General features: G+C 64.3%; 10 protein-coding genes. 3 read left to right on the top strand and 7 right to left on the bottom strand.

Annotated features, from left to right (window positions below; genetic code table 11):
- Nucleotides 1-40: 40 nt before the first annotated feature.
- Complete coding sequence (locus EJ075_RS06015) at nt 41-2,563, top strand: ligase-associated DNA damage response DEXH box helicase (protein ID WP_126103723.1); 2,523 nt, start codon at nt 41-43, stop codon at nt 2,561-2,563.
- A complete protein-coding gene (gene pdeM, locus EJ075_RS06010) occupies nt 2,560-3,276 on the top strand; it encodes a ligase-associated DNA damage response endonuclease PdeM (protein WP_126103722.1) in 717 nt (238 codons plus the stop codon). Before EJ075_RS06015 ends, pdeM begins: the two co-directional genes overlap by 4 nt.
- A 5-nt stretch (nt 3,277-3,281) precedes the next feature.
- Here pdeM and EJ075_RS06005 read toward each other — a convergent pair whose 3' ends face one another.
- The 3 genes from EJ075_RS06005 to EJ075_RS05995 are packed head-to-tail and all read right to left on the bottom strand — an operon-like array spanning nt 3,282 to nt 7,893.
- On the bottom strand, nt 3,282-4,217 hold the full coding sequence (locus EJ075_RS06005) for a DmsC/YnfH family molybdoenzyme membrane anchor subunit (RefSeq protein WP_126103721.1): 936 nt from the start codon (nt 4,215-4,217) through the stop codon (nt 3,282-3,284).
- Nucleotides 4,218-4,228: 11 nt separating this feature from the next.
- Nucleotides 4,229-4,963, bottom strand: coding sequence for a 4Fe-4S dicluster domain-containing protein (locus tag EJ075_RS06000; protein ID WP_126103720.1), 735 nt, complete (start codon nt 4,961-4,963; stop codon nt 4,229-4,231).
- A complete protein-coding gene (locus EJ075_RS05995) occupies nt 4,960-7,893 on the bottom strand; it encodes a molybdopterin oxidoreductase family protein (RefSeq protein ID WP_126103719.1) in 2,934 nt (977 codons plus the stop codon). The genes EJ075_RS06000 and EJ075_RS05995 overlap by 4 nt, the downstream gene beginning before the upstream one ends.
- Before the next feature lie 274 nt (nt 7,894-8,167).
- On the opposite strand from EJ075_RS05995, the gene EJ075_RS05985 reads away from it, so the two are divergent.
- Nucleotides 8,168-9,070 (top strand): LysR substrate-binding domain-containing protein, encoded by a 903-nt coding sequence (locus tag EJ075_RS05985; RefSeq protein WP_095487953.1) that lies wholly within the window; start codon nt 8,168-8,170, stop codon nt 9,068-9,070.
- A gap of 6 nt (nt 9,071-9,076) precedes the next feature.
- Here EJ075_RS05985 and EJ075_RS05980 read toward each other — a convergent pair whose 3' ends face one another.
- From EJ075_RS05980 to EJ075_RS05965, 4 genes are all read right to left on the bottom strand, one after another.
- Nucleotides 9,077-10,333, bottom strand: a complete 1,257-nt coding sequence (locus tag EJ075_RS05980) for an Hsp70 family protein (RefSeq protein WP_126103717.1) — start codon at nt 10,331-10,333, stop codon at nt 9,077-9,079.
- Between the two features lie 110 nt (nt 10,334-10,443).
- Nucleotides 10,444-11,235, bottom strand: coding sequence for a TIGR02186 family protein (locus tag EJ075_RS05975; protein ID WP_095487957.1), 792 nt, complete (start codon nt 11,233-11,235; stop codon nt 10,444-10,446).
- A complete protein-coding gene (locus EJ075_RS05970; protein WP_095487959.1) occupies nt 11,235-12,158 on the bottom strand; it encodes a sulfite exporter TauE/SafE family protein in 924 nt (307 codons plus the stop codon). Before EJ075_RS05970 ends, EJ075_RS05975 begins: the two co-directional genes overlap by 1 nt.
- 192 nt (nt 12,159-12,350) lie before the next feature.
- On the bottom strand, nt 12,351-16,283 hold the full coding sequence (locus EJ075_RS05965) for a peptidoglycan-binding protein (RefSeq protein WP_126103716.1): 3,933 nt from the start codon (nt 16,281-16,283) through the stop codon (nt 12,351-12,353).
- Between the last annotated feature and the right edge of the window lie 32 nt (nt 16,284-16,315).

Genomic DNA, 16,315 nt, shown 5'->3' with positions numbered 1-16,315 from the left:
TCTTCTTGGCGATTGCGCGCCGCCGCGCTACCTCTGGCGCGTGACAGAGCAGCCGCGCCTTGCCGAACAGAATGCCGCCGTGCACTTGCCCGAGCCATTCCTCAGATGGTTTTCGCAAAAGGGCTGGTCGCCGCGTGCCCATCAGATCGAATTGCTGGCGACTGCCCAAGCCGGGCAGTCGGTGCTGCTGATCGCACCGACCGGCGCCGGCAAGACGCTGGCAGGGTTCCTGCCGTCGCTGACCGAGTTGGCAGGTCGGCCAAGGAAGAAACCGGGGCAGGCGCGTCGCGGCATCCACACGCTCTACATCTCGCCGCTGAAGGCGCTGGCCGTCGACATCGAGCGCAATCTCGGCAAGCCGGTCGAAGAAATCGGTCTGCCTATCACGATCGAGACACGCACCGGCGACACGCCCGCCCACAAGCGCCAGCGGCAGAAGCTGGCGCCACCCGACATTCTCCTGACCACGCCCGAGCAACTGGCGTTGCTGATCGCGGCGCCCGACGCCAGGCGCTTCTTCGAGGACCTGCATTATGTCGTGCTCGACGAACTGCATTCGCTGGTGACGTCAAAACGCGGGCATCTCCTGTCGCTCGGTCTGGCCCGGCTGCGATCCTTTGTTCCGGGCTTGCAGACGATCGGCCTGTCCGCGACGGTGGCCGAGCCCGATGAATTGCGGCGCTGGCTGGTCAGCCAGAACCCACCCGGCGGCATGGCTGAGTTGATCGTCGTGACGGGCGGCGCCAAGCCCGAGATCTCCATTCTCGACTCGGAGGAGCGTGTGCCGTGGGCCGGACATTCGGCCCGCTACGCAACGCCGGAGATCTATAGCGAGATCAAGCGACACAAGACGACCCTGCTGTTTGTCAACACACGCAGCCAGGCCGAGCTGCTGTTCCAGGAGTTGTGGCGGGTCAATGAAGACACATTACCGATCGCCCTGCATCACGGCTCGCTCGATGTCGCCCAGCGCCGGCGCGTCGAAAAAGCCATGGGCGAGAATGCCTTGCGCGCCATCGTCGCCACTTCGACGCTCGACCTCGGCATCGACTGGGGCGATGTCGACCTGGTCGTCCATGTCGGCGCACCGAAGGGTGCGAGCCGGCTGGCGCAGCGCATCGGCCGCGCCAATCACCGCATGGATGAGCCGTCCAAGGCGATCCTGATTCCGGCCAACCGCTTTGAGGTGCTGGAATGCCGGGCGGCGCTCGACGCCAATTATCTCGGCGCCCAGGACACGCCGCCGCTGGTCAACGGCGGGCTCGACGTGCTGGCGCAGCATGTGCTTGGTTGCGCCTGCGGTGCGCCATTCCATGCCAATGCGCTTTTTGAGGAGGTAAGAGCAGCCGCGCCCTATGCCGAACTCGATCGGCCGACATTCGACCGCGTCATCGATTTCGTCGCCACCGGCGGCTATGCGCTGAAGAACTATGAGCGCTACGCCCGTATCCGCCTGAACAAGGACGGGCTGTGGCGCGTGTCCAATCCTCGGGTTGCTCAGCAGTATCGGTTGAATGTCGGCACCATCATCGAGGTGCCGGCGCTCAACGTGCGTTATATCAAGGCCGGCAGCAAGGGCTCTGCCTCGCGCGGCGGTCGCGTCCTCGGCAAGATCGAGGAGGCGTTCCTTGAAACGCTGACGCATGGCGACACGTTCATGTTTGCCGGCAAAGTACTGCGCTTCGAGGGCATCCGCGAGAATGAGTGCTTCGTATCGAATGCACCCGGCAGCGACGCCAAGGTGCCATATTATGGCGGCGGCAAATTCCCGCTTTCGACCTACCTCGCTGAGCAGGTCCGCATCATGCTGGATGACCCGCAGCGCTGGAAGAAGCTGCCGGAACAGGTGGCCGACTGGCTACGTTTCCAGGCCGACAAATCGGTACTGCCGAAACGCGATGACCTGCTGATCGAGACCTTTCCGCGCGGCAACCGGCACTACCTGGTGGCCTATCCGTTCGAGGGCAGGCTGGCGCACCAGACGCTCGGCATGCTGCTCACCCGCCGTCTCGACAGGGCGGGCGCCAGGCCGCTCGGCTTCGTCGCCACCGACTATGCACTTGCCATATGGTCGCTGGCCGATATGGGCAGGATGTTCCGGGCGAAGAAGCCTTCGCTCAGTGAACTTTTCGACCAAGACATGCTGGGCGACGATCTCGAAGCCTGGCTGGCCGGCAGCTGGCTCTTGAAGCGCACCTTCCGCAACTGCGCGCTGATCTCGGGGCTGATCGAAAAACGCCATCCGGGCCAGGAGAAAAGCGGCCGCCAGGTCACTGTGTCGACCGACCTCATTTACGACGTTCTGCGCAGCCATGAGCCGGACCACATCCTGCTGCAGGCGACGCGTGCCGATGCGGCCACCGGTCTGCTGGATGTCAGCAGACTTGCCGAGATGCTCTCGCGCATCCAGGGACGAATCGTGCATAAGAACCTCGAACAGATCTCGCCGCTCGCCGTGCCGATCATGCTCGAGATCGGCAAGATGCCGGTGCATGGCGAGGCCGATGATACACTGCTGATGGATGCGGCAACGCTGGTCGAGGAAGCCATGGGGACGAAATGACGCGCGCGCTGGCCATGCCTGCACCCCTGGCGGATGCCGATTTTATCGGCATCGCCGGCGAGCGCGCGATCTGCGATCGGCGCGGCGTGCTCTACTTTCCCGAGCTGAAATTGCTGGCGGTGTCGGATCTGCATCTGGAAAAGGGATCGTCGCTAGCACGGCGCGGTACGTTGATCCCGCCTTATGATACCGGTGCGACGTTGTTGCGGCTGCAGGCGGTGATATCAGACTACCAGCCGGCGATCGTCATCAGCCTCGGCGACAGCTTTCATGATGGCGGCGGCGCGTCGCGCATGCACTCAAGCTTTCGCGAGCGGCTGGAAGGACTGATGGCCGGCCGCGACTGGTTCTGGGTTGCCGGCAACCATGACCCGGACGCGCCGGCCGACTTGCCCGGCGAGACGGTGCGCGAGCTGGCCATAGGCTCTCTGCTGTTCCGGCATGAACCTTCGGCAGTGAGAGTGGAAGGCGAGATCGCCGGCCATCTGCATCCGTGCGCCCGCATCGTGCAGCGCGGCCGCTCGGTGCGGCGGCGCTGCTTTGCCGGCGATGGCGGCCGCATGATCATGCCGGCCTTCGGCGCCTATACCGGCTCGCTCAATGTGCTCGACCGCGCCTATGCCGGGCTGTTCCGCCGCGAAACGCTGATGGCCTATATGCTCGGCACGGAGCGCATCTTCGCGATTTCCCGCTCAATGCTGAGGCCCGGCTGAGACCGCTACCGGCCGTAGTACAAGGTGACGGTGTGCTTCGCCTCGGCGAAAAACAGCCAGCGTTCGACCAGCATGCCGGCGAATTGAGCGATTGCGGCGAGCGCCGACAGCACCGCCGCATAGGGCCACGGCAAGGCGAACGCGGCAATCAGCAGCAAGGCTGGCAGAGCGAAGGCCAGCGCTTGCGCGATCTGGCGCAGCCGCACCTTGTGTTTGCGCGCTATACGAAAGCCCATCTCCTTGAGCAGGTAATTTTCCTCGGTGTGCGGCCATTCCAGCGACCGCACCGTGCCGCCGGCAAGTCCGGTCGCGGTGTTGGCATTGGTCGGGATTTCCAGCCCGTCATTGTATCGCCAGGTTGCCAGCTTCCAGCCCCAGCCGAGCACGGTCAGCAGCACGCAACCTGCCAGAGCGATGGTCGAGCCGATGGCGAAACCCTGCAGCAGCGCGTTGAGCAGTACGCTGCCGCTCATCGCCGAAAAGATCAGATAGCCGGGCAGAGTGAAGCGGCTGTGCCATTGGGCGATAGGCTTCAGCGACGCATAGATCATGCCGGTGGTACAGACGGTGACGACTGCGCCGACGGCAGCCAGCAGCCCGGCGACGGCCACCCAGCCGTTTGTGCGACCGAGGACCACCCAGCCGATGGCGAACAGTCCCGCCGGCACGAAGGTCGCGACCGACGCGACGCCTTCGCGCGACAGCCATGAGCTGCGCCATTGCGAAAATGCCCGCCAGGCGCGTTCGGGCCGGCCGAGATGGCCGGCCGACGACAGCAGGCCGGCCGAGATCAGGCCGAGCGCCAGCCCCATGCCGATGAGGCCGAGCCAGAAGTCAGGCGGGACAAGCCCCAGTCCGGCCAGCACGCCAAGCAGCGCGAGCAGGCCGTAACCGGCGCCCGTGGCGGTGGTGAAAAAGACGACGGAGAAGGCTGGATGCATGGAGGCGCTGGTCAGTTCGAAAGCATTCGGTCGACCCAGCCGAGGAAACCGCCTTCAGCCCGCACCGGTTCGAGCGCCGGCGCCGGCACCGATGCGGCGCGTGTGGTAGGGGCGCGCGGCGGCAAATATTTGTTGGTCGGGTGATAGCCGAGTTCGGGCATCAGGTCGACGCCGCCGCGTTCGGCCACCAATAGCGAGATCGCCGACGCCGGGTCGCCGAGATCGCCGAAGTGCCGCGCGCTGGTTGGGCAGGCGGCTACGCAGGCCGGCACTCGGTCTTCTTCAGCCAGATTGTCGTTATAGATGCGGTCGACACACAGCGTACATTTCTTCATCACGCCGACATCTGTGTCGAATTCGCGCGCGCCATAGGGGCAGGCCCAGCTGCACAATTTGCAGCCGATGCACTTGTCCTCGTCGACCAGCACGATGCCGTCCGAGGCCCGTTTGTAGGAGGCGCCGGTCGGGCAGACGGTGACGCAGGCCGGTGTCTCACAATGCAGGCAGGAGCGTGGGAAGTTGACCGTGCGGCCGCCCATCTCCGTCATGTGTTCATAGCTGTGCACGCGGTTGAACCAGACCCCGTCGGCTTCACCGCCATAAGGATCGATGTCGGTCAGCGGCGCCATGTGGCCGCCGGTGTTCCATTCCTTGCAGGCGGTGACGCAGGCCTGACAGCCGACACAGGTGTCGAGATCGATGACGAGGCCGAGCTTCTTGTCGGTTTGGGCGGGAAGGCAGGTCATGATCTGGAAGCTTCTCTTTCCCGGCGAAACTCGGCGCCGAAACTTAGCTTGTCGGGCGAGGGTTCGAAATGCGGCGGTTGCTGGAACCGCTCGAACTGCGGCTCGGTGAAGCCGGCTTCCTCGGCCGCGCATTTGACGATGCGGACGCGCAGGTCGAACCAAGCCGCCTGGCCGGTCACTGGATCGGAATTCGAATAGCGCCTGCCATTGGCATCGGCAGAAGTCTGGTCGCCGATGATATGGTTGAGCAGGAAGCCACGATTGGATTCAGCGGCGTCGTCCTTCAGCCCCCAGCTGCCGCGCCGCTTGCCGATCGCGTTCCAGGTCCAGACCGTATCCGCGTTGACGCCGTCGACCAGCTTGATCTGTCCCTTGACCTTGCCGTTGATGCTCTCGATCCAAACCCAGTCGTCGTCGACAAGGCCGAGGCCGGCGGCAGTTCGGTTGTGCACGAACAGCCGGTTCTGGCTGGTGATCTGCCTGAGCCAAGCGTTCTGCGAGCCCCAGGAATGATACATGTGCATTGGCCGCTGCGTCAGCGCATGCAGCGGATAGATCTGCGTGTCGACAGCCGCTTCCTCGAAGGGCGCGTACCAGAAGGGCAGCGGGTCCATATAGGTCTCGATGCGGCTGCGCTCCGTCTCCGGCGGCAGCACCCGCCCATGGCCGCGCGCGGCGAGGCGAAACCGCTGGATCGGCTCCGAATAGAGCTGGAAGACGATCGGCTCGGCTTTCGGGATGAAGCCCATGTTCTCGGCGAAGTCGAGATAGGAGCGGTTGGCCATCTTGTAGTAGCGCTGGTCGTCCGCAAAATCATGGTGCCAGAAGCCGCCATTGTCGATGTAGCGCTGCAGCTGGTCGGGATTGGCCTCGCCCTTGCCGGTCAAGGTTCCGTCCTTGCCGCGCCAGCCGGCGAGCGGGCCGATGCCCGGCGTGCGCTGGTGATTGACGATGTAATCGGCGTAATCGCGGTATTTGGCCGAGCCGTCGTCATCGACGAAGCCGGGCAGGCCAAGCCGCGCGCCGAGCTCGATCAGCACCGTCTGGAACGGGCGGACGTCGCGGTCTGGCTCGACGACGGGATGGCGGATGGCGTCACCCGGCCCGTCGGCATGGCTGATTGGCCGGTCGAGCAGGCTGATGCAGTCATGCCTTTCGAGATACGTGGTGTCGGGAAGCACGAGATCGGCGAACGGCACGGTCTCGGAATAATAGGCGTCGGAATAGATGATGAAGGGGATCTTGTAGTTTCCGGCCTCGTCGCTGTCGGTCAGCATCGCCATCGTCTCGACGGTGTTCATTGACGAGTTCCAGGCCATGTTGGACATATACATCATCAGCGTGTCGATCTTGTAGGGATCTCCGGCCCAGGCATTGCGGATGACCGTGTGCATAAGGCCGTGCGCGGCAAGCGGTGCATCCCAAGAATAGGCCTTGTCGATACGAACAGGCGTGCCTGCGTCATCGACCAGCAGATCGTCCGGTCCGCAGACGAAGCCGAGCGGCATGCCTTCAAGCGGCGTCATCGGCCTGACGTCCTTGCCCGCCGGCTTCGGCCCCGGCGGCGCCGACCGGGGATAGGGCGGCTTGAAGCGAAACCCGCCCGGAACGTCCACCGTGCCGAGAAGCACTTGGAGCAGGTGGATGGCGCGGCAGGTGTGAAACCCGTTCGAATGGGCCGAGATGCCGCGCATCGCATGCATCGACACCGGCCGGCCCTTGATCGTCTCGTGCCGGCGGCCGGCCCAGTCGGTCCACGCCACCGGCAGTTCGATTGCTTGCTCGAAGGCGACATGCGCCAGTTCGGCGGCGATCCGACGAATGGTGTCGCCTGAAACGCCGCAGCGTTCGGTAACCGCATTGGGAGAATAGCTCTCGTGCAGATAGCGGTCGGCGATGAGCTGGAAGACCGGCACGCAGCGGCGGCCGTCGATCGTGAAGTTGCCGGTCAGCGCCGGCTTTGCATCGGCATCTGTGGCGTTGACGGGCGTCTTCGCTACCCTGTCCCAAGCCAGCGGATCGCCGTCGCTGTCGCGCGCGAAAAGCCCGTCATCGGCAGCACCCGGCTCCTGGATGAGGAGGACATGGGCGTTGGTGTAACGCAGCAAATAATCGAGATCGACACGGCCAGCCTTCAGCAGTTCGTGGATGAGGGCAAACACGAACAGGCCGTCGGTGCCGGGCCGAATGCCGATCCAGTCATCGGCGATGGCGTTGTAGCCGGTGCGGCACGGATTGATCGAAACCACCTTGGCGCCGCGCGCTTTGAGCTTGCCGAGGCCGATCTTGATCGGATTGGAATCATGGTCTTCGGCAACGCCGAACAGCATGAAGTATCTGGTGTTGTCCCAATCGGGCTCGCCAAACTCCCAGAACGAGCCGCCGATCGTATAGAGCCCGCCGGCCGCCATATTGACCGAGCAGAATCCGCCATGGGCGGCGAAATTCGGCGTGCCGAACTGGCTCGCCCACCAGCCGGTCAAGGATTGCGACTGGTCGCGCCCGGTGAAGAAGGCGAGTTTCTTCGGATCGGTCCGGCGGATTTTCGAAAGCCGTTCCGTCGCGATCGAGAACGCTTCCTCCCACTCGATCTCGCGAAACTCTCCCGAGCCACGCGGACCTGTACGCAGCAATGGCTTCTTCAACCGGGCCGGACTGTAGTGCTGCATGATGCCGGCGCTGCCCTTGCCGCACAACACGCCGCGGTTAACGGGATGGTCCTTGTTGCCGTTGATGTAGCGGACCTTGCCGCCCTTGATGTGGACGTCGATGCCGCAGCGGCAGGCGCACATATAGCAAGTGGTCTTGGCGATGCTGTCGGAGACATCAGGCGAAGTGTCGACGCCATCGCCTTCGTCGGGCGCGCGCGTGTCGGCAAGCGGCCGTTGCGACGGTGCGGAATTGGCGCCGCGCGGCGGTCCGTTCGTCATGATCTACTTTTGCGGTCCGAGTGTTTGGCTCGCGTTTTTGGCCCGGGGCCGCGCATGTAATGCTCTTCCGGATGATAGCTGTCGCCGGTGAGCCGCCGCCGGAGGCCGCGCGTCCAATGGGCAAACAGGGATTTGAATCGCCCGATCACTTTCTGCCCTTTGCGGGTTGGCCGCGATATTTTTCCAATTTCGTCCAAAAACTTAGAACAAAATGATCGATCCGTCTAACAAGTTGCTCTTGTAATTCCAATCGAATTTGTTTCTTAATTTTCTCATGACCCTGGACCAATTGCGGATCTTCGTTGCTGTCGCCGAACGGGGGCACATGACAAAGGCCGCCGAGCTGCTGGGCATTTCCCAGTCGGCGGCGTCGGCCGCCATCCGCTCACTCGAGCAGCAGCACGGCGTCCAGCTGTTCAACCGGGTCGGCCGCAACATCGAGCTTGCGCAGACCGGGCGCAGGTTCCTGCCCGAAGCCAAGGCCGTGCTCGAACGGGCGGCTGCCGCCCACAATGTGCTGGAGCACGTCTCGCAGACAATTACCGGCAGTCTTTCGATCGCCGCCAGCCAGACTATCGCCAGCTACTGGCTGCCGCGCCGGCTGGCCACTTTCCACGAGGCCTATCCCGCCGTCAGGCTGAGCGTGACCATCGGCAACACCAGACAGGTCGAGACCAATGTCTTGGACGGCACGGCGGATTTTGGCCTGGTAGAGGGGCGCACTGATTCCGACATATTGCGGCGCGCCAAGGTCGATGTGGATCGCCTGATGCTGGTCGTGGCGCACTCTCATCCCGAGATCGCTGAAGTCTCGCAAGGGCATCCCGATATCAGGGAGCTCCGGTGGATCATCAGGGAAGGCGGATCGGGCACCCGCGAGGTGCTGGAAGATCTTGCCCGCCGCGAAGGGATCTCGTTCGCGGACCTCAGGATATTCCTGGTGCTGCCGAGCAACGAGGCGGTCCGCCAAGCGGTCGAGGCCGGCGCCGGCGCCACCATCATTTCGGAGCTCGTCGTCGCCCGCGCGGTCGCCGAAGGCAGCTTGCGGTCCGTGCCGATCGATCTGCCGAAGCGCGATTTCGCGATGATCACGCATCGTGACCGGCAGGCAAGTCTGGCCCAAATGGCGCTCAAGGCGCATCTGGGCGAGAAGGCCGGCGAGACCGTCCGGGGCTAAGCTGGATCAGCCGAATTTCCGCTGCGCGTCGAGCGCCAGCCCAAGCCCGACCGAGCCGAACATGTCGCCTTCGATGACGGACGCCTGCGGCACCAAGGCTAGTATCTGTTGCTTTGCCAGCGGGATGGCGGTCGATCCGCCGGTCAGGAACACCGCGGTGATGTCGGACGGTTTCACCTGCGCGTCACGGATGGTCTCACCGACCGTCGCGGCAACCCGTTCGATGTCCCTGGCGATCGTGGCCTCAAGACCGTCGCGCGAAATTTCTGCCGTGAATTCCACTCCCGTCAGCGCGACCACGACATCGGCGGACAATTGCTCCGTCAGCTCGATCTTGGCCTTTTCGACCAAAGCGGCCAGCGCATGCCCGTAACGATGCTCGACGATATGGATGAAACGGTCGACTAGGTCGGCGCGTTCAGCCTCGTAGCGGATCTGGCGCAGATGCGTCAGCGCCCGGGCGGTGTAGACCAGATTGATGCGCTGCCATGTCGCCAGATCGATGAAGTAGCTGGCCGGCAAGTTGCGCTTGCCGTCCTTGGTCGGCGAGAGATAGCCGAGCTGCGGCATCACATGGGCGATGCTCAGCAGCCGGTCGAAGTCGGTGCCGCCGATGTGGATGCCTCGGCTCGCCAGAATGTCGTCCTTGCGATCGAGGGAGCGGGCGCGCTGCGGCGAGACCCGCACGATCGAGAAGTCGGAAGTGCCGCCGCCCATGTCGACGATCAGCGCCAGTTCTTCCCGCGTGACCTTCTGCTCGTAGTCGAGCGCCGCCGCGATCGGCTCGAACTGAAATGCAATATGCTTGAAGCCCTGGGCGCGCGCCGCGTTTTCGAGTTCGCCTTCGGCCTTGGCATCGGCCTCGGCATCGTCGTCGACGAATTGCACCGGCCGGCCGAGCACCACGCTCTCGACCACGTCGCCGGCATCCTCTTCCAGCCTTTTCCTGAGATGGCCGACGAACAGACCGATGATCTCGGTAAAGGCGATCGACCGTGCCTTGATCCGCGTCTTTTCATGGACAAGCGAACTGCCGAGCACGCTCTTCAGCGAGCGCATCAGGCGACCTTCGATGCTGTCGGTATAGTTGGCGATGGCGCTGCGCCCGAAATAGGTGCGGTTGTCCTCGAAGTTGAAGAACACGGCGCTGGGCAGCGTGACCTGGCCGTCTTCCAGCGCCACAAGCCGCGGCTGCCCGTTTCTGACCACGCCCACGGTGGAATTTGACGTGCCGAAATCGATACTGCCGAATGCTGGTCGCATCGCAAGATCCTGTATTCTTGATTTGGGGAGCGACAGCTCGCGCTTCGGCCGAGCCGGGGAACGCGGTCTAACCCATGAAGCTCGAAAGGGGAACCGTCTTACGGAAAAGATCAGTCCTTCCGGAAGACGAGCCTTCCGAGCCAGCCGGTCAGCATGGCCAGCGACACGGCGAAGATGCCGTAGAGGAAGGAATAGTCGTGGGCCACGCGGAAGATCGACTGTTCGAAACCGGACTTGCGGATTTCGAGCTGGGCGGAGCTTTCCTTGATGAACAAGCCGCTCTTGAACAGGAACGCACGGGCCTTGTGGGTGCCGACCGGAACATTGGGGGCGAGCCTGACGGTGGCACGGAACAAGTTCTGCGACAGGAACTGCACGCCGCCGACATTCTCGCTGTAGAGGCCCGTCGCCGTTTTGCGCTCGCGCAGCGCCGCGGTGAATTCCTCGATCGTCGCCGGGCTGTCGTCGTCGTCGGCCGGTTGCATATAGAGGTTGGCGGCGCCGAGCGACAGTTGCTTGTAGCTGTTGGGGTCGGTGACGTCCTGCAGCGGTCGCGTCGTCGCCACCGAATAGGACACCGGCACATTCTCGAAGGTCTCGGACTCCAGATTGATCCAGATGCCGAGCACCCGGTCCTTGCGGCGCACGACGACCGGCCGGGCCGGCCCTTCCAGCACGACGATGATGTCGTAGCGACCTTGGCGCGCGACAAGCGGGTCGGCATTTTCCAATGAGCCGAAGATGGTGAGGTCGGCACCGGAAAAGCCGGCGGTGATCGAGACGTGGTCGGTGGACAGGCCGATCTGGATGTTTTCGGCAGCCGGCGTCTGCGCTTCTCCCGGTGACACGGCGGCGAACAGCGACAGCGAGGCAACGGCCAAGAACGCCCTCAAGCCGGCCATCAGGTCAGACCCACGCCGGACAGGGAATAGAGGTTGGGCGGTGTCACGAACAGATCGATGGCGAGCCGGATGGCGACCGCCAGCACCAGCAGTGCCAGCAGCGCCCTGAGCTGCTCGCCACGCAGCCTTTGGCCAGCCTTGGCGCCATATTGCGCGCCGGCGACGCCGCCCGCCATCAACAGGAAGGCGAGCATGACATCGACCGTCTGGTTGGTGGTGGCATGGACCAGCGTGGTGTAGGCCGAGGTGAAGATGATCTGGAACAGCGAGGTGCCGATGACGACGTTGGTCGGCACTTTCAAGAGATAGATCAGCGCCGGAACCATGATGAAGCCGCCGCCGACGCCCATGATCGACGACAGGAAGCCGATGCCGGCGCCGAGGCCGAGCACTGGGATAACGCTGACGAAAAGCTTCGAGGCCCTGAACCGCATCTTCAGCGGCAAGCGGTGGATCCAGTTGTGCTGGCCGGATTTCTTCAGCACCGGCGCGGCACCACTGCGGGTGGCGCGCAGCGCATTGACGCTCTCGACCAGCATCAGCCCGCCGACGGTGCCAAGCAGCACGACGTAGAGCAGCGAGATGAACAGGTCGAGCTGGCCGAGCCGGCGCAAGAAGCCAAAAACAAAGATGCCGCCGGTTGAGCCGACGATACCGCCGGCCAAAAGCACTCCGCCGAGCTTGAAGTCGAGCGTGCCGCGCTTCACGTGCGACAATGCGCCGGAGAAGGAGGAGGCGATGACCTGGTTGGCGCCGGTGGCGACCGCGATCGCCGGTGGTATGTTGTAGAAGATCAGCAGCGGCGTGATGAGGAAGCCGCCGCCCACTCCGAACATGCCCGACAGGAAGCCCACCGCCGCGCCCATGGCCAGCAGCACGAAGACGTTGACGGAAATTTCCGCGATCGGGAGATAGATGCCCACCCGTCAGTCTCGATCAGTTTGCCTCTCGGCGAATGCAACCGTTGCGGGCATTTTTGCGCCAAAAAGCTAAATTGTTCTTGCGCCGGCAGGACGGCGAAGTCAAACCCCGCCGTACAGCCGAAACAAAAAACAACTCAATCAGTTAACAGGCAAATGTGTGGCAAAGGCATCGTGTAAACGACGCATCTGCCGTTATTTGCGCGCAAGCAGCGCCTTGACCAGCTTTTCGTCGACCGTGCCGGTCGCGGTCATGTCGTTGTCGGTCTGGAAAGCCATGATGGCGTTCTTGGTCTTCAGGCCCATCAAGCCATCGGGGTTGCCGGCTTCATAGCCATTCTTGTTGAGAATGCGCTGGATGTTCTGAACGGCCTTCTTCATGTCGACGCTGGCGGTCGTCTGCGGAGTGCCGTCCTGCCACGACTCAGGAATGTCGGCCGAATTGGCCGCCGGATCGAGCGGTTTCGCCTTCCACATTTCGGTGGCGGCGCGTGCGCGTTCGAGCTGCTCGGGCCTGAGCGCCTTGGCGATCTCATCGCGCTTTGCCGCCGCATCCTTGTCGCCGGTCTTGGCGACGAGCGCGAACCATTTGTAGGATTCCTCGAGATTCTGTTTCATGCCGACGCCCTTCGCCGCCAGGATGCCGAGATTGAACTGGCTGTCCTTGACGCCGAGATCGGCGGCGGCCTGGAACCAGTGCGCGGCCGATTCATTGTCGGTCACGCCGTCGGCCGCCATGGCAAAGAGCACGGCGAGATTGTGCATGGCGCTGGCGTTGCCCTGCTCCGCCGCGAGCTGGTACCAGGTCTTCGCCTTCTTGACGTCGCGCGCGACGCCGGTGCCCTTCTCATAGAAGTTGCCAATGCGGTATTCCGCCGGTGCGAAGCCGAGCTCGGCGGCCTTCTCATACCATTTGGCGGCCGCTGCCATGTCTTGCTTGACGCCGCTCGATTCGGCGTAGCGCGAGCCGATCTCGAACAACGCTTTGGCATCGCCGCCGGCCGCTGCGTCACGCAATGCAGCCGGACCGGCATCGGCCGGGATGTCGATCTTGGCAGTGGCTGCCGCAATCGAAGCATCTGCGGGCGTAACCGTGCCGGTCATGTCCTGGGTCGCCGGCGTGGCGGCCAGCTCTGTGGCCTTTGGCTCGGTGTCCGCCGCTGCCGGGCCCTCAGGTGCCGACGCTGTCGCGTCCGCCGCCGGATCGGGCGACGCCGTTGAAGCCATGGCAGGAACGGGTTCGGCCTCGGGTGCGGTGTCCATCGGCGTTCCGGCGTCCGACGGCGCGGCGAGGGTGGTCTGTGCCGGCATGTCGTTCTCGGTTACCGATTCGGACGGCTCTGCCTGCCGGACGGCGCGGGCCGGCGCGCTGTCCGGCGCTGCAGTTTGCGCGTCCGTCGTTGGCTCGCTGGCGGCACCGACCGACGCGGCTTCCGCTGGCTGCGCGGCCACGGTCGACGCCGCATCGTTGCTGGCTATTTCGACGGGGTCGGAGAAAAAGGCCTTGCCCAGTTGCAGGCCGGCGAGCGCCAGCATGATTGCAGCGGCCGCCATCAGGATCGGCTTGCGCCGCGCCTTGAGCAGGTCGCCGATCCTGAGCGCCTTCACCGGGCCACGCGTCGTCGACTGCCGCTTGAGAGCCTCGGCCTCGGCAGCGGCGGCTTGCGCCGCGCGTCTGGCTGCTGCGATGAAGTCGGATTTCGATGCATCGGCATTGCCGGCCCTGACCGGCGGTCCGCGTTCGTCGCGCACGCGTTTCATGATGGCGTTGAGGTCGGGTGGCCCGGAGCCGGGCTCCAGCGGCCGGTTGGCAACCTTCGGATCCAGTGGCTCGTCGAGATCGGCGCTCGGTATCTCGACATCAGGCGCCGAGCCGGCAAGCGGTGGAACATCCGCCTCCTTCTTGCCCTTGAAGGCGCGCGCCAGTCCGCCGAGCATCGACCTCCGGCCGCCGGTCTGCTCGCTTTTCTCCGTCGTCGTGTCCGAACCAAGCGCCGCCATGGCCGCGGCCGCGGCGGCTTCGGCTGGCGTGCGGGTGCCTGGTTCGCTACGCGAACCTGGCTCATTGCGCATGACGGCAGGTGCACGGCTGTCGAGGTCGGCCATGTCCCCGGTCAGCGGCAATGGCTGGTCGATGTCCATGGACGGCGCGTCCCGAACGGCCATCTTTGACGATCGCGCGCCGCGCCAGCTGTCCGGTTCGACCGGTTTCGTGCTGAGAAGTTCGCTCACCGCGTCGGTCGGCTCGCCGGTCTCCAGCGAGCCCAGTCGGTCGACGATCTTGAGCAGCGTGTCGTGGATGGCCTCGAAGGTCCTCGAATTGCGCTCGTCGGAACGGCGCGTCAGTGCTTCGAGCGTCCTCAGATCCTGGGCGAGGCCAGAAACGGCCGCCGTATTGGCACTGGAGTCGGCAAGCGAACGGACAGCGCTCTCGGCTGCCTCGCGCGCCGCGCTAAGGATGGAATCGCGGGTTCCAGCCAGCGACTTCTCGATTTCGTTGAGACGCGGGCTGATGTCTTCGAATTCCGGCAATGGCGTGCCGGGCTTCGAAAGATGCGCCGACAGGCCCGCGACCTGCGCTTCCAGGCTGCGGATCAGGGCCGGGTCGATGCCAGCGACTTGTGCCGCGGATGAATCCAGCCGGCTTGAAATGTCTTCGAGGCGGCTTTCCAGGCCACGGATCGCCGCTTCGCCTGCGGAATCGGGAACACGCGTCTCCATGCGCTTGGCCAGCGCGCTGAAGCGGGCGTCGATGGCGTCCATGATGCCGGCCCCATCGATCTGCGGCAGGCGCTGGTCCAGCCTGTCGGCGACTTCGTCCAGCCGGCGCTCGAGATCGCGAAACAGCATGTTGCCTTGTTCGATCGCGTCTCCCTGGCGGCGCTCCATCATGCCGGACAGCACGTCGAAACGCTGTTCCAGCCCCTGGAAGATGTAATCGGCGTCCGGCATGGCAGGCGCCCTGTCGATCTTCTCGGCAATGAGCGCGATCTGCTTGTCGAGGCGCTCCATCGCCTGCTCCGGCAGATTGGCCCGGCCGGCAAGATCGTCGACCCGGCTCGACAGCATGTTGAGGCGGTCGATGACCACGCCACTGGGGTGCACCTGCGTGACTTCCTCGATCTGCTGGGCAAGCGAGGCGATCCGCTTCTCGATGCGCTCGAAGGGCTCGGGGTCGAATGAATTGGCCTGCGCGGCGACGGTTGAGGCAACGATAGCGCGGGAAATCTCATCCAGCCGCTCGTCGATCATACCGAATGTGCCGCTGCCGCGATTGTCCTGCTGCCTGGCGAAATGATCGACGGCGCCGGCAAGCGTGCGGACCTTCTCTTCAAGCGACCGCAGCGACAGCGATTCCGGCAAATTGTTGACGGCATTGCTGATCTGTTCGAGCCGGTCGGTCAGCATTGAAAGACCGGGTGCGTCCGACCGCTTGCGCTGATCGGCATCGACACGATCCTCGAACGCGGTCCAGCGGCGGTCGAAATCGTCCCAGCGGCGGCCGACCGCCTGCACGCTCTCCTCGCGCGCCAGCGTGTCGAGCGCGGCCTTGACCTGCTCCAGCTCGAGCCGGAGCATGTTGACGCTTCTGTCGTCGCTCTTTTCGGCCAGGGTCTGGATGGCGCCGGAAAGCCGTTCGAACTCGACGCCGAGTTCGGCGCTGCCTTTGCCGGAGCCCCCCGGCTGAGCGCTTGCTTGGAAAGCCCGCTCGATGTCCTTGCGCAGCGCTTCGAATTCGCGCTGCAGGCCGGCGGTCATCTGGTGGCGCAGTTCCTCGCGCAGGCCGCGCAATTCGCCGGCGATCTTGCCGACCACGGCGACGCCGTCTTCTTGGCCGCGCACGCGGTCGATGTCGCGGGCGATCGCGTGGTAATTCTGGTCGAAGGCAGCCGGTGCTTGGCTTTTCGGCGGCTGCGCGGGACGCGGATCATCATAAGGCCGGGCGCTGGCATAGCGCGGCTCCGCGCTCGGCCGGCGAGGATCGGGACGCTCGCTCATGTCCTCGCGCGTCCGCTCCAGCCGCTGCTCCAGCGTTTCCAAGGAACGGTTGAGCTGTTCAAGCGTGGTGTGCGGCCTGCGCTGCCTGCCGGCGTTGAGTGTATCGAGATAGGACCGCTTGCTGTTCATCGATGCGCCCGTTCAGAATTACTGGTCCGTCT

It is taken from the genome of Mesorhizobium sp. M6A.T.Cr.TU.016.01.1.1, assembly GCF_003952585.1.
Taxonomy (GTDB): domain Bacteria; phylum Pseudomonadota; class Alphaproteobacteria; order Rhizobiales; family Rhizobiaceae; genus Mesorhizobium; species Mesorhizobium mediterraneum.
The sequence above is the reverse complement of the archived record's forward strand: the minus strand, read 5'-3'. Positions and strand labels throughout refer to the sequence as shown.